The sequence below is a fragment of the Bacillus sp. HMF5848 genome (assembly GCF_003944835.1).
Taxonomy (GTDB): Bacteria; Bacillota; Bacilli; order Bacillales; family HMF5848; genus HMF5848.
Genome location: NZ_RWIV01000001.1, coordinates 4,039,864 through 4,053,167, shown reverse-complemented (window position 1 = coordinate 4,053,167; position 13,304 = coordinate 4,039,864). Strand labels below are relative to the sequence as shown.

Genomic DNA, 13,304 nt, shown 5'->3' with positions numbered 1-13,304 from the left:
AAAGCGAAAGGATGGATATGTATTGAGTTTTGGTGCTTTTGATGGTTATCAAGGTTACTACTATTTTGACTTACATATTAAAGGAAAGCATGTTGGGCTGTTACGGATTGATATGTTACCTGAAAATATGGAGATGAGTGTAGAGGATTTTTTGAATGAGCATCCACGTAAAGCGGATGAAACAGAGGAGGCCTATCTTGCTAGATTTCTAAAATTACTCAAAGAAGAAGTTGGCTATGATACTGTTGTTCTTCAAAAGCCACTAAGAATCATAGATTTAGATGCCAAAAAAGATTATCCCCTGTCCGAGCCATTGTCAGCGGAATCAAATAAAATAGAGTCATGTCATGAAAAGGAGTGGTATTCAATGTTTTACAATCATTATTGGTTAGTAGTTTATTCTCAGTCGACAGGCGAGTTTTTAAATGCACGATGTAAAGGAGGATTGTTCTCTTTTAAAAAAGGGGTCATTCAAAAGTTCGAGAAAGAGAATCCGGCTTATAAGGTGATTCACATTGGCAGAGGGTCAACATCTCCAAAGCCATACACTGGGTTACCTCATATGTAAGACCAACTATAGAAGTAGCAGCCCAAAAGGATTGCTACTTTTCTTTTTTCATCTAATAACGATGATGTTTGAGAGAATGAACGGGGACGGTTCTCAGTCTGCCATTGAGCGACACCTCGGTAGACTGAGAACCGTCCCCGATTTGTGAGCGCCCCATGTTGTCAGGTCCACCGCCCAATTTTTCAGCGCCCAATTATGCGAACAACCCCATACTGCCCGCAAGCTCATGCTGCGAGCATTCCCATATTGCCACAGTCCGCCTTCAACCTTTGTCACCCCGAAAAGACTTGTCGCAAAAACCTCCGCCACCTCGGCAGCACGAGAACCGTCCCCGCACTGCCAACCCCCACCCCATTTCCCCTCATATAGAAATTTCACACACAAATAACATAAATCACCTTTATGTGCATTTACATAATATGACACACTGTTTATACTAAAAGCAGGAGTGTGGTCCTATGTCAGCGACAAAAGAACGACAATATATTCGGAATTCAAACAAGTTATCTAGTGCTTCTGGCATAAGTCCAGAAGAGATAGTGCGACCCTCTGCGTATCTGACTAATAATCAATTAGTGGAAAAACGAGAGTTATATAAAGATATATTAGAAGTAATACGTTCTTTTACTAATAAATTTCTTAATTCTTTAAAAGGAACGCCTATATTGTTAATGGTTTCCGATGAAGAAAGTTATATTCTAGAAATCATGGGCGATCAATCGTTGAAAGACTCTCTTGAAGAAGCAGGCTTTCAGCCAGGTGCACATTGCTCTCTACAAGTGTTAGGGACAAATGTAGTAAGTTTAGCTCTACAAGAAAACGAACCAGTGCAAGTGGTTGGGGACGATCATTATAATAAACATTTTCATCGTATTGCAAGCTACGGGTCGTCGTACCATTATACAGATATCGACCGTTTGTTAGGTAGCCTCTCCTTCATTACAACGGTGGAATACGAAAACCCTCTTTTTTTAAGCATGCTCTCCAACTTTGTGGATGCAGTGGAAAGAGAACTTCTCCTACGTAAACGAAATAGACAGCTGAACATTATGAATCAAATTATGTTGAGTCGTACGAGAAATGCTATTATCATCACCGATGCCGATGGGAAAGTGACGGAATATAACCACTTTGCAGAAGTCATTTCTGGTTTTACGAGGGAAGAGATTATAGGGCGAGATATTTTTGCTTCTCCGCGAACAGGTTCTTATTTTAAAGAAGTTATACATAATGAAAAAATTTATAAAGATGTGGAGATGCATTTTTATAATAACAATGGCGAAAGAATGATTTGCCTTTTTGATGCACAGCCCATTTATGAAAATGACGTGATGATCGGAGCTTTTGCGCAACTGCGGAATATTACTGAACGATATTTAATGGAAGAAAAGTATAATTATTTAGCGTATCATGATGAACTGACAGGTCTTCCTAACAGACGGTATTTTCATAGTGAACTAGAAAAAGTAATGAAGTCTGATGAATGTCAGGATACAGCTCTTCTATTAGTTGACTTAGATCAATTTAAAAATATAAATGATACGTTTGGACATAGTCAAGGAGATCGAGTCTTAATTGAAGTCACCGAGAGGATCCGTGGATGTATCGGTCAAGAAGATATGTTGGCCAGAATAAGTGGCGATGAATTTATTATTCTTTTAAAAAATAATGGAAAAGACGGCGAGACGATTGCGGAGCAAGTCGTCCAACAATTTAAAGAACCTTTTACCATTAATCATAATCAGTTTCATCTCACTGGAAGTATTGGTGTAACCATATATTCAGACGACGTGAAGAGCCTTGAGGATTACATAGTTCAAGCTGATACGGCGATGTATCGAGCAAAAAGCCAAGGAAAGAACTGTTATGTTGTCTACACACCTGAAATGTACAAAGATACGAGTGAGGAATTACTTTTAGAGCATGATTTAAGGATGGCATTAGAGCAAGATCAATTTGAGCTTCATTATCAAGCGCAAGTGAATAGTCAAACAGGAAGTATAATTGGAGTGGAAGCCCTCATTCGCTGGAATCATCCGGAACGAGGCGTCATTCCTCCGTATAAATTTATTCCTTTAGCAGAAAGAACAGGTTTAATTGTGCCTATCGGTGAGTGGGTCATTGAGAGGGCTTGTTTACAAAATAAAGAATGGATTTCTAAAGGATTGCCCCCTATTAAGGTATCTGTCAACTTATCCATTCAACAGTTTCTTAAGCAAAATATTGTTGATACGATTGCTGCTATTTTAAAAAGAACAGAGTTCGATCCTCAATATTTAGAGCTTGAAATTACTGAATCTATGGCGATGGATTTCTCCTATGCGGAGGCTACTATTAATCAGCTGAGAGATTTAGGTGTACAAATAAGCATGGATGACTTTGGGACAGGCTATAGCTCCTTAAGTTATTTGAAAAATTTTGCGATTAACAGCTTGAAAATTGATAAATCGTTCGTGACTGATATTTTAATAGATGAAAATGATGCGAAAATCGTGGGTACCATTATTGCGATGGCAGATGGCTTAGGCATTAAAGTCATCGCCGAAGGTGTCGAAGATGAAGGGCAATTGCATTTTTTAAGTAATCAAAATTGTTTCGAGGTGCAAGGGTATTATTTTATGAAACCAACGCCTGCTCATGAATTTGAAGAGCGATACTTACAGTTAACAGAGGAATTCAAACGTAAAAGTACAGTACCGAAGAAAAAAGTAAAGAAGTGATATGATGGAAAAAATCAGTTCAATACTCGCGAACCACTTTAAAAAATGGGGAGTCACACACGTTTTTGGTATACCAGGCAAAGCAGTGGTGCCTCTATTACTAGAAATAGATGACAAAGGCATTGACTTTGTTTTAAGTAGACATGAAACGGGCGCAGGATATGAAGCGGCGGGATATTCATTACTTAGCAATAAAATAGGCGTAGCCATTTGTACATCCGGTCCTGGTGGCACAAACCTTATAACAGCAGCTGCGCAGGCGAAAGCGTCCCATATCCCTGTTTTGCTCATTACAGGGCATCCGTCGATTGGACAAGTGGGGAAAGCAATGGGGCAAGATTCTTCACAATTTGGGACAGACCTTGTAGATATGTTTAAGTCTGTTACAAAATTTAGTGCTAGGGTTGAACGAGGCGACCAGATGAGGTCGTATTTGAAGCATGCCTTAGAAAAGGCATTTTCAGGTGTGAAGGGACCTGTTCACTTGTCTATTCCTGCTGATGTGTTACTAGAAGAGGTAGAGCCGTTTGAACTTGAATTGCCTGATTCAGAGCACGTCATTTCCTCTCGATATCATGATGTTATTGATATATTGAATCGCGCTAATCATCCCGTATTATTTCTTGGAAAGGGCGTACATGCTAGTAAAGCCTATGAAGAAATTAGGATGATGGCGGAATGTTGGAATATTCCCGTCATGACAACGCCAGGAGGAAAAGGTGCCTTTCAGACGCGACATCCGTTATCTCTTGGTGGATTTGGGCTCGGTGGCACAGATGAAGCTCATGATTATATAAAAAAAGGCGTCGATGTCATGATCGTAATCGGCACAAAACTGTCCGACATGTCGTTAGCGGGGCTGAGCGAAGAACAGTGGCCGGTACAAGTAATTCAGTTTGACTATGATCAAACCTTTGTTGGGAAATCGTTAGAAACGTCAACGCTCTTCATTCCTGGAGATATTAAGAGAAACCTTCAATTAATTATAAGTGAAGTAATGAGGAGGGGCGCTTACAACGGCTTTAATGCCTATCCTCATCATGAGAAATCTTCCCTACCTTTAAAAGATGAACAAGAAAATGGCACGTATATGTCGTCTGAACGAAGCATTCACATTATCAATGAAGTCCTACCGGATGAGACAATATTGTTTGGAGACGCAGGAAGTCATTCCTTTTATGCTATTAAAAATTTAAATATCGAAAAACCAGGCACATTTTTCTTTGATGATGTGTTTGGGGCGATGGGGAATGCAATCGGACTATCGATAGGTGCAAAGCTGGCGTCTTCTCCTCATCAGAAAGTGATTTGCTTAACAGGGGATGGCTGTATGCTCATGCATGGAGCCGAAGTTTCAACCGCTGTAAATGCCAATGCGGCCGTTGTCTTCATTGTGTTTAATAACAGTGGTTTGGATATGGTCGACAAAGGTATGAAAAAGCACGTCGGAAAAGCGGTCGGCGCATCTTTTGCTTGTCCTGTTGATATATATCAATGGGCCCTGTCCATGGGGGCGCTACCGTTCAAATGTAGAACATCTGCCGAGCTGCGCCAATCACTACAAACAGCAATTCTGAGCCACAAAACAGCCGTCGTCGAAATCATCGTAGACCCAGACGAACTCCCACCAACCATGCGAAGAGGCTGAAGGGTGGCAGAGTGGGGACGGTTCTCGGTTTGCCGAGTGGCACGGGATCGGCAGAGCGGGGACGGTTCTCTTGCTTCCTTTTTAGGTAGGTGGAAGAGTTTGTGTGGGATGGGATTGGGTTTCTTGCTTCCTTGTCGCTGCAGTAAACAGAACAAGTCGAGTACCTATATTTTAAGAGTCAAAACCGAACAGATATCTTAATCAAACGTTTGATTAAGATATCTGTTCGGTTTTTTTGATAAAAAGTATATATTGGACCGGTTCTCAATTTACCAAAGTCGGAAACAGTTCGGCAGTACAAGAACCGTCCGAGACCGATGAATTAGTATCAAATCAGCAATAGAGAAGCTAATCATCTAATATATGTAGTTGATTTACTTCTTTTTTGTACCTATATTTCGTGAAAAATTAAGTTAATTCGAGTAAGATACTCCTTTGCCAGTACTCTCGAACCGTCCCTGATTAGCCTTGGTCGGTGAAGAGCAAGCCCCATCATGGTGTCTGTCTTGGCAGAGGAAGAACCGTCCCCGTTTTGCTTTTTTGGATTATCACCTACAATGCGGTAATGCATATAATTATTACAGGAAAAAAGGAGGAATCCGAATGAGAAAAAATACATCCAGTATGCACAGCCCAACACACGAAAACGATGCTCAATCAAATCATACTCATACTATCCTTAATACACAGCTGGATAAATCAAGATTGTATGTAAATCAAGAGTGTCTATTGACCGCTTTACAGAGAGAAAATGAACAATTGAAAGAAGATCTATTTCAATTGCAAATAAAACATGATTATGTAGAAGAAAAGGTAAAAGGTCATTCACAGATTGAATTATCTATACATGCTCTCCATGAAATCGCTTTACAGTTTAAAAACATGTTGAAGTTCGTTGAAGCAGAAAACGCAACTCTTGTTGAAAAACATAACAATGTTTCATCTAAGTTCAGTGTTTTTGAAAATCAGCTAGCAACACTTAACTCCATCATTGAGGACATAAAAAATCAATACGAAGCTGTCCAATCTATTATTACGAATATTGCTGACTCACAAGAAAGCATAATGAAGAATGAAGATAAACTATTTGAGCGAATTCTAAATTTAGAAAAGACAATACAAGAGATGAGTAATAAAGAAGTTCATCCTGTTAGACGAAGAATAGTGCCTCCTAACTCAAAGTACTAACAATTAAAGATAAACTTTCATTATCCCCGACAAAAATTCTCTTTCTAGGTTAAATCATCATTTGAAAAATGTGCGTTACATTCTAGTTTTATTACCTACTCCAATATAACTCCCATGAATAACTTAATACAGAAAACACTTAGAAAGGGGATTATATATGTCTGAAGAAAATCAAATGAATCAACAGGTCAATAGAGCGGAATTAATGGAAGGGCAACACAAGGATACACTAAGCGATATTATGAAAAAGCTAGAAAATACTATTGCAGAAGCAAAAGAAATGGAGGATAGAGACGAGGAGGTAGCTGAATTAAATAGATTATATAACGACTTACAGCAAATACAACAAACAGCTGATTGTGATGCGATTGCTGTAGATCAATGTACGTTAGAAATACCCAACGGATCAATATTCTCATTACCACCTCTCTTTTTATTACCAGGTATAAATCTCTTCAATGATCCGTTCTTTCTTCAATGCTGCATCACGCCAACACAAGTAGCAGCTTTAACAGACTGTGGACCGATTCAAGGCGTATGTACGGTAAATGAAGTTAGAGCAACTGGGCCTCTCAACTACTATTTAACATTTAATCTACAAACATTCTTTAATAATGGAGCAGATAACTGTGGGCGACTAGTAACTAGACCGTTTGTATGCACAGGCACAACTTGTGTAGACGAGATTCTTTGCTACACATCTCAAGATGTAGTAGATCCTTGTCCTGATTTTTGTAACGGTAACGTTATATCAGCAGGCTTTAGATGTAGCATCTGCCAAACAGAAAATTCTTTAACAGTCACTTATATTATTGTTCACTTTTTACCAGATTGTGCATCATAGAAAGTGAAGACCTAAGCTTGTTGCTTAGGTCTTTTGGTTTTTACATATAAAGCCTCTAATTCATATAGTTATTATTTTGTCTACACTAGTAATACACATCTTTTATCCGCAATCGATAGTCTGTATAATTACCTTCTTCGTCTAGCAGTTCTACATATTTTAAATCTTCAAAAATGGCTTCTGCGAGAAGATCTGCATAAGACGTGTTCCAATCATCTTCGTCTAGAAGCTCACCAGCATCTAAATCTAGTATCTCGAAATCTGGTTTAAGATAAATAGTCTGCGGTGGGATCGAAGGTTTGAAAACTCTCTCAATTTTTTCTTCAATCCGTCCTGTTATACAAGTCACCATGGCCGTTACTTCTTCTCTGACTAAGTTCATTCTACTCTCAACCGTCACATGAAAGCATATGTGACGTCTGTTTGGATATCTATATTTGTCCTTCGTTTCGACGACAAAATCTATCTTCTGAAATAACTCGTCAAAGATTTGTTGTTTACTATGAAGTTCCTCCACTCTTCCCAAAGAGAATCCGTCCTTTCCTATATTGCTTTTAATAGAGTCTATTAAGTGTCTCTATCATTTAGAACAGATTGCTGCAAAAATTGGTAGAATAGGTAGTTGGCAGAGCGGGGACGGTTCTTAGTCTGCCGAAACTTCTGTCATGAAGTGGAGGATTCATTCGGACGATCATAGATAGAATTCATAAAGATTCTATTAACTAAGACACGAACAAACATCTAAACAAGCGTTTAATTAGATATATGTTCGTGTTCGGTTGTGATGGCAGAGCAGAGCAGGGACGGTTCGAGACTGTTTAAACAGTGACAAATCAGAAAAGGAGAAGGGAATCATCCGGTATATACAGTTGATTCCCTTCTTCTATGTATGTATATGGAGTTAATGAATGTGTTAAATGAAATAAGGTTTTACTTTGTTACTGCTCTCAGACGGATCTCACTCTTCCGTTTTCAGTAAGCAGGCAAAAAAACGGTTCTCATGCTGTTCCTACTTAACTCGGTTAGAAGGAAGCGCGAGAACCGTCCCCATACTGCCACAAAGAGAAGGAAGCGCGAGAACCGTCCCCATGCATCAGGTTTTAACCTTGTCACTGGGAGGTATATTGGCTTCTATTTGGAGTGCTTTGCATACCTTTAGATTTTCTTCGTAAAATTGTTCCTTGCTGTAAGTTTTATAGTAGACGTTGTGGTACATATCATCAATTCTACAAACTTGTGGTCGTGTATCGTAAATGGAACATCTCGACTCAATTAAGTACTTACAGGTTCCATCCCCTCGGTCATATTGACGCAACTCAGGTATGAGGGAGATTTTTTTGCAACATAGCCCACACTCTGAGCAAGGAAAGCTACTACTCACTTATTAGTGTGACTCCTTCTGCATACACAGCATTCACTCGTTGAATCCATGCTTTATACGCTTCATATTTCTCAGAAGAAATTCCTAATTCTTGCTTAATTTCTTTTACAAGCTTTCTTTCTTCATCATCATAAATGCCATCTGAGAAGATAAGAGCTAGTACTTCGATAAGGGCAATATTTTTAGAAGTCGTTGTTACAAAGGCTTCAAGAATGTCATGAAGTTGAAGTGAATCTGAGATTGGGTGGTCTTCTGATAGAGCAGCCTCTTTAATGTATAAGTCGATAAATTCTTGTTCCTTGTCACTTACAGAGCCATCAATCTTTGCTACGAAATGGGCTAGTTGAATAAATGCAACTTTTTCTTTTTCCGTTAGTTGTCCTAAAAACATTATTTCGTCTCCTTTATCCATCATTTTTTATAAATGCAGCGTATCGTTCTTTTTCATATATCGATCGAATTCCTCAAAGTTCGTGAGTTTTAACTGCTTGCCAAATGTTGCTGTGAATTGTTCTAAAACATTAATTACTTGAACCGGATTCCCAGTTTCTAAGCCAATTTCAATGTCGTTGAAGCATTTTTGAAACATTTTCCGCTGAGATTGGAGGTGTTCTTTCACATTCTTTTCAAATAGCTCTCTTTGAGTTTGCATTTCTCTAATCGCTTCATTTAACAAGGCAATGACACGCTCTGCTTCGTCTTCAGCAAGCTTTGCACTTTTAAAAATAGCGATACAGCTTTGGTAAACATGTGTAGCTAACATATATCCTGCTAGACTTCCCATAGTGGCAATAATGCCTGGTCCAAATGCTACACCAGCAACTAAACCTGCATAGATACTAGAGGAGGTAGAAAAAGCTGTTTGGCCCATTCTCTCCATGGCTTCTTCAGCTTTAATCTCACCTTTTGCTAAACTGTAAATAGTAACGCCACAATCTATCACACCAGCGGCAATTGATGTAGCCACATTTCCCTTTGCAAGAGCTGAAATCTCAGCCTTTTGCGCTCCAATGCGAATGGTAGACCCTAATGCGCCTGTCGCACCAGACTTGACGCTGCTTTTAGCTGTGTTTTTCACTACATTCATTCCTGCGTCTTTCGCATCTAGTTTGCCTTGAGATACTTGGATGCTATTTTGCACAAGTGAGATTGCGCCACCTATGACGCCACCAACGACAGCGGCTTGTGTTGCGGTTGTTGTAATTTCTTGCTTAAACTGTTTCATTTCTAGTTGGTTAGCATAGCGTTCTGGATTTTCGGCAGCCCCTATTACCTCGTCATAGCTCGTTCCATCAGATCGTATGTCACCATGATGTGCGCCTCCAGTTACATTTCTGGCAGTATCTATATAGTCCTCTTGCTTATGCGTTCCCATGTTACTTCGCTTCGTTGCTAGATTTCTAACAGCTTCTTCTTTATCCGAATTAACAAGCTTTTGCATGCCGCGATATTTTTCGTCACTTATCATATACGTAGCTTCTACAGAACTATTACTAGATTTTGCTTGGATCTCTTCGACTACTTTATTCCCTTTTTTTATAATAATATCAGCTGCGGCATGTGGATCTCCTTCAGCAGCGGTCACAAATGCCTTTGTGTCCAAAGCCCCTTTACGTGCAGCATCCATATTAAATTTTGTTGCTTCAATGTATTCAAAGAGATTCCCTTGTTTTTTACCGATGTCCACTTTTGCCAATTTCTGAGCAGCTTCCCGAAAAAGATCCATGCCAGCAATAGCCGAATCTGTGGCAGCCGCTTCATGTCTAGCTAAGTAGCTTGCTAATTGAGCAGATGACATGTTTTTAACATCATTCACTTTTATTATCGTATTTTGTTTTTTACGAAACGGCCAAAATTTTCTGCGACGTTCACTCATTAAGCAAAATCCCTTTCAAATATGACTTATGCAGATATTGGTTGGTGCTCAAGGAGTTCATATGCAGGAAGTAAAGCTTCTTCACATGATTCATCCAGTGAACCATCTTTATTTAATAATGGTGTTTCAAGGACGATTTTTAACGTTTGTGCAAACACATAAGACATTTGAATGACTCGTTTTTGTTCTTCTGTCATTTTGTCAAAGTTAATTCTGACATCTTTTTTAAACCAATTAGAAAAGAAGTTTTTGAATTTATATAAAAAGCTACTGCTTTGTTCAGTTCTAGCAATATGTAAGGCATCTTCTAGTTGGTTTAGCGTAGTTGTCATATATCTATTAAGGATTTCAGTTACTTCATAAAATTGATCTGACATACTTTCGATTGCGTTTAGCATACTTGCAGCCGTTCTCATTTCTTCTGCTGCATGTCGTGCCTCTGCTTTATGCTTTTTCGCTTGAGCTAGATTCTCTCTAGATTTTGCAGCCATGATCATGCCACCAACGGCAAGTACTGGTCCTGCTACAAGTCCACCCAGAACGGCAGCACCGCCAGCCATCCCTAATCCTCCGGCAGCTAAAGAGCCTCCACCAAACCATGCTAACGTTGCGTTTGTGGCTGCCACACCTGTTAAGGAGCTAATGGCCGTTCCTGTTGAAGCGGTTGCAAACATCATCGCTCCTCCATAAGAAGCAACACCCGCAAGCGCGCCAGAACCAAGGGCAGTAACCCCACCTGAAACTACTTCACTTGCTTTTAATGAGATTTCTTTCATCTCTTGTAATTCTCTTGTGCTAAAGCTTATATTTTTTATTAATTTTGTATCTATGTGTGCTTGACCACTGAGCTTTACATTTTTAACTTGCTCTACTAGATTTATGAATCTACCAAATTGCTCATCCCATACTTGTAGCTTTAGAGCACCTAATTGTTCAAGCGAATGTGTCGCATCAATCTTGCTTTCTTCAAGTTCTTCTTTTGCATTTTCAAAAATTTCTTCCGCCTCTTCATACAACTCTTTTGCTCGACTGTTATTGGAGGAAGCTTCAACACCTTTGGCTATTCCAGTAATCCCTGCAACAGCTGCTGCTCCGGCTAATAAAAAAGGTAATGGCATGATGGTATGTCTCCTTTTACTAGAAGTTATTAAACTACTAAATCCATGCTGTGAATATTATCAAAGTTGGATTTAATTTAATAATATAATAAAAATAAAATAGTTAGTTGTGAATTTTACAAGTTTTTTAAAATTTTATCTAAATATGTCGGATTATGAAGAAGCGTGGGGAAGAAGAAGCGTGGGGACGGTTCTCAGTCTGCCAAGTTCCACAACCAGGCAAACAAGGGACGGTTCTCAGTCTGCCAAGTCTAGCAAAACATGAGGTTCATGAATAATCTTGTGATCTCTCATCGTGCAGTGGGATGGAAGTAGAAGAACCGTCCCACTGCTGCAAAAAAACAGCCATCGGGTCGACGGCTGTTTTTATTTATATTAAAAAAAGCATAAGTTCTTTAACCTAGATTAGTGTCTAGCCCCAGAACCTCGAGGTCTTAAGTCGCCGTCCTCCTGCGGGGAAGCCCCTGCCGTGGGGAGGTTTAAGCTGGTCGGGGCTGAGCAAGACGCTTTCGCTTTTCTTATTGATTTAAACTTTCTTGTCGAATGTCTTCCACAATCCAGTTACCATTAGTATTAACAAGTGTATAATACATTTTTACATGACCTATCATCTCATTTTGTTGTTCTTGAATAACGGTGTATGTGCCACCTTTTTCTTGTGAGATTTCGAATGGTTCATCTGCTTTAAACCATGTGGGAGCATCCATCGCTATTACATAAAGACCGTCACCTTTTTCTTGAAAGTATGTAGTAGCATAGGCGCGAGCTACTTGTTGAGACATTATTTCAGAGAAATGTCTGGTTAACTCTTCAATAGTAGAGAAGTTAGAAATCTTCCCGTTTTCATCAGCTGATTGAACAACTGTCATAAATCTTTTTTCTAGGTTAGGCAATATATTGATCACCGTTTCGTTAGTTAAGGTGTTATCTTCATTAGTTTTGTCAGTCTCTCCGGTTTTCTCATCATTATCCTTAGACTCATTATCGCTGCCGTCAGAATCCTCTTCATTGTTTTCTACGCCATCATTTTGCTCATTGTTGTTCCCTGTTTCTGTAGTTGCTTGTTCTTCGGTAGTAGGGTTTTCTTTGTTTTGTGTGGCATCATCTCCCGAAGCAGTGCAGGCACATAAAGTTAGTAAAAATACTAAAGATAAAGCAATTTTATACAAAATAACACATCCTTTTAAAATCGTTTCGTACATTACGCCTCTCTGATTGCGGTTTATTTTTTGCTTGAATTCCCCTTTTTATAATGGTTTTTTTGATTGTTATTTTGTGTAACAGTAGTATTTTAGTCATCTTTAAAAAATGCTTGATGGTCTATTACTATTAAAATGAGGAACTTGTTACACAAAAAATCGCTAGGACATTACCACCACTATATCAAACCCTCATGTGTTTGTCCTTCGACTCGGTTTGAGAGAGCCGGGCAATTGTCTTTAAATTAGGCACTAACCTATGGGGCACTTACCTGTATTCGGCATACAGTGAAGGTGTAAATAAAATTAAACACCTGGAGGTAAGTTACTATGCAACATATGAACAATATGAATATGTATCCAACAGCAGTGTCCCCTTCACAAATGAATATGCCATCTATGCCACAACCTATGCAGGTTATGGTAGTAGAGCCTTTTGTATATCAAGCATTAATGAGCTTAAAAGGTAAAAGAGTGGTTCTTGATACAACACGTGGACCTGTGAACGGCATTGTAGTAGATGCCAAGCCTGATCATGTCGTAATCCAAGAAAGAGATTCCACATTCTTCGTTCGTACATGTGAAATCATCTGGATCATGCCGGAAACAGGAAAATAAGATATATAGTAGGAAGTCGCTATTCACTATAAGGATTCATAATAGGACAAGGATGCGCGGGGACGGTTCTCGCGCTTCCTTGTCGTATAGTGGGCAGGAAGCATGAGAACCGTCCGAGAGCACTGAAAAAAAATCATACCTTGT

At 39.2% G+C, this 13,304-nt stretch carries 12 protein-coding genes; 6 read left to right on the top strand and 6 right to left on the bottom strand.

Features of this window, described 5'->3' with window-relative positions:
• Nucleotides 1-22 precede the first annotated feature (22 nt).
• The 5 genes from EJF36_RS19100 (at nt 23) to EJF36_RS19080 (ending at nt 6,968) form a co-directional block, all read left to right on the top strand.
• Complete coding sequence (locus EJF36_RS19100) at nt 23-568, top strand: hypothetical protein (protein WP_125907824.1); 546 nt, start codon at nt 23-25, stop codon at nt 566-568.
• Nucleotides 569-1,026: 458 nt separating this feature from the next.
• A complete protein-coding gene (locus tag EJF36_RS19095; protein ID WP_125907823.1) occupies nt 1,027-3,288 on the top strand; it encodes an EAL domain-containing protein in 2,262 nt (753 codons plus the stop codon).
• 1 nt (nt 3,289) lies between these two features.
• Nucleotides 3,290-4,936: a thiamine pyrophosphate-binding protein gene (locus tag EJF36_RS19090; RefSeq protein WP_312028273.1), complete on the top strand. Its 1,647-nt coding sequence runs from the start codon at nt 3,290-3,292 to the stop codon at nt 4,934-4,936.
• 603 nt (nt 4,937-5,539) lie between these two features.
• On the top strand, nt 5,540-6,124 hold the full coding sequence (locus EJF36_RS19085; protein WP_125907821.1) for a hypothetical protein: 585 nt from the start codon (nt 5,540-5,542) through the stop codon (nt 6,122-6,124).
• Between the two features lie 157 nt (nt 6,125-6,281).
• On the top strand, nt 6,282-6,968 hold the full coding sequence (locus EJF36_RS19080) for a hypothetical protein (RefSeq protein WP_125907820.1): 687 nt from the start codon (nt 6,282-6,284) through the stop codon (nt 6,966-6,968).
• A gap of 85 nt (nt 6,969-7,053) precedes the next feature.
• On the opposite strand, the gene EJF36_RS19075 is transcribed toward EJF36_RS19080, so the two are convergent.
• The 6 genes from EJF36_RS19075 to EJF36_RS19050 all read right to left on the bottom strand — a co-directional run bounded on the left by EJF36_RS19075 (nt 7,054) and on the right by EJF36_RS19050 (nt 12,512).
• Nucleotides 7,054-7,494: a hypothetical protein gene (locus tag EJF36_RS19075; protein WP_125907819.1), complete on the bottom strand. Its 441-nt coding sequence runs from the start codon at nt 7,492-7,494 to the stop codon at nt 7,054-7,056.
• Between the two features lie 567 nt (nt 7,495-8,061).
• Complete coding sequence (locus tag EJF36_RS22290) at nt 8,062-8,349, bottom strand: YkgJ family cysteine cluster protein (RefSeq protein ID WP_125907818.1); 288 nt, start codon at nt 8,347-8,349, stop codon at nt 8,062-8,064.
• On the bottom strand, nt 8,342-8,740 hold the full coding sequence (locus tag EJF36_RS19065; protein WP_125907817.1) for a tellurite resistance TerB family protein: 399 nt from the start codon (nt 8,738-8,740) through the stop codon (nt 8,342-8,344). The genes EJF36_RS22290 and EJF36_RS19065 overlap by 8 nt, the downstream gene beginning before the upstream one ends.
• A gap of 27 nt (nt 8,741-8,767) precedes the next feature.
• Complete coding sequence (locus EJF36_RS19060; RefSeq protein WP_125907816.1) at nt 8,768-10,225, bottom strand: hypothetical protein; 1,458 nt, start codon at nt 10,223-10,225, stop codon at nt 8,768-8,770.
• A 26-nt stretch (nt 10,226-10,251) separates the two neighbouring features.
• On the bottom strand, nt 10,252-11,343 hold the full coding sequence (locus EJF36_RS19055) for a hypothetical protein (protein WP_125907815.1): 1,092 nt from the start codon (nt 11,341-11,343) through the stop codon (nt 10,252-10,254).
• A 518-nt stretch (nt 11,344-11,861) separates the two neighbouring features.
• Nucleotides 11,862-12,512, bottom strand: coding sequence for a hypothetical protein (locus EJF36_RS19050; protein ID WP_125907814.1), 651 nt, complete (start codon nt 12,510-12,512; stop codon nt 11,862-11,864).
• 360 nt (nt 12,513-12,872) lie between these two features.
• Between EJF36_RS19050 and EJF36_RS19045 the strand changes: the two genes are divergently transcribed.
• Nucleotides 12,873-13,160, top strand: a complete 288-nt coding sequence (locus tag EJF36_RS19045; protein WP_260471947.1) for a YuzF family protein — start codon at nt 12,873-12,875, stop codon at nt 13,158-13,160.
• The last annotated feature ends 144 nt before the right edge of the window (nt 13,161-13,304 follow it).

What these genes read in the sequence shown, in the direction of transcription:
- EJF36_RS19065 (WP_125907817.1), bottom strand. Translation starts at nt 8,740, where the DNA reads ATGTTTTTAGGACAACTAACGGAAAAAGAAAAAGTTGCATTTATTCAA.
- EJF36_RS19080 (WP_125907820.1), top strand. Translation starts at nt 6,282, where the DNA reads ATGTCTGAAGAAAATCAAATGAATCAACAGGTCAATAGAGCGGAATTA.
- EJF36_RS19095 (WP_125907823.1), top strand. Translation starts at nt 1,027, where the DNA reads ATGTCAGCGACAAAAGAACGACAATATATTCGGAATTCAAACAAGTTA.
- EJF36_RS19060 (WP_125907816.1), bottom strand. Translation starts at nt 10,225, where the DNA reads ATGAGTGAACGTCGCAGAAAATTTTGGCCGTTTCGTAAAAAACAAAAT.
- EJF36_RS19090 (WP_312028273.1), top strand. Translation starts at nt 3,290, where the DNA reads ATGATGGAAAAAATCAGTTCAATACTCGCGAACCACTTTAAAAAATGG.
- EJF36_RS19055 (WP_125907815.1), bottom strand. Translation starts at nt 11,343, where the DNA reads ATGCCATTACCTTTTTTATTAGCCGGAGCAGCAGCTGTTGCAGGGATT.
- EJF36_RS19085 (WP_125907821.1), top strand. Translation starts at nt 5,540, where the DNA reads ATGAGAAAAAATACATCCAGTATGCACAGCCCAACACACGAAAACGAT.
- EJF36_RS19045 (WP_260471947.1), top strand. Translation starts at nt 12,873, where the DNA reads ATGCAACATATGAACAATATGAATATGTATCCAACAGCAGTGTCCCCT.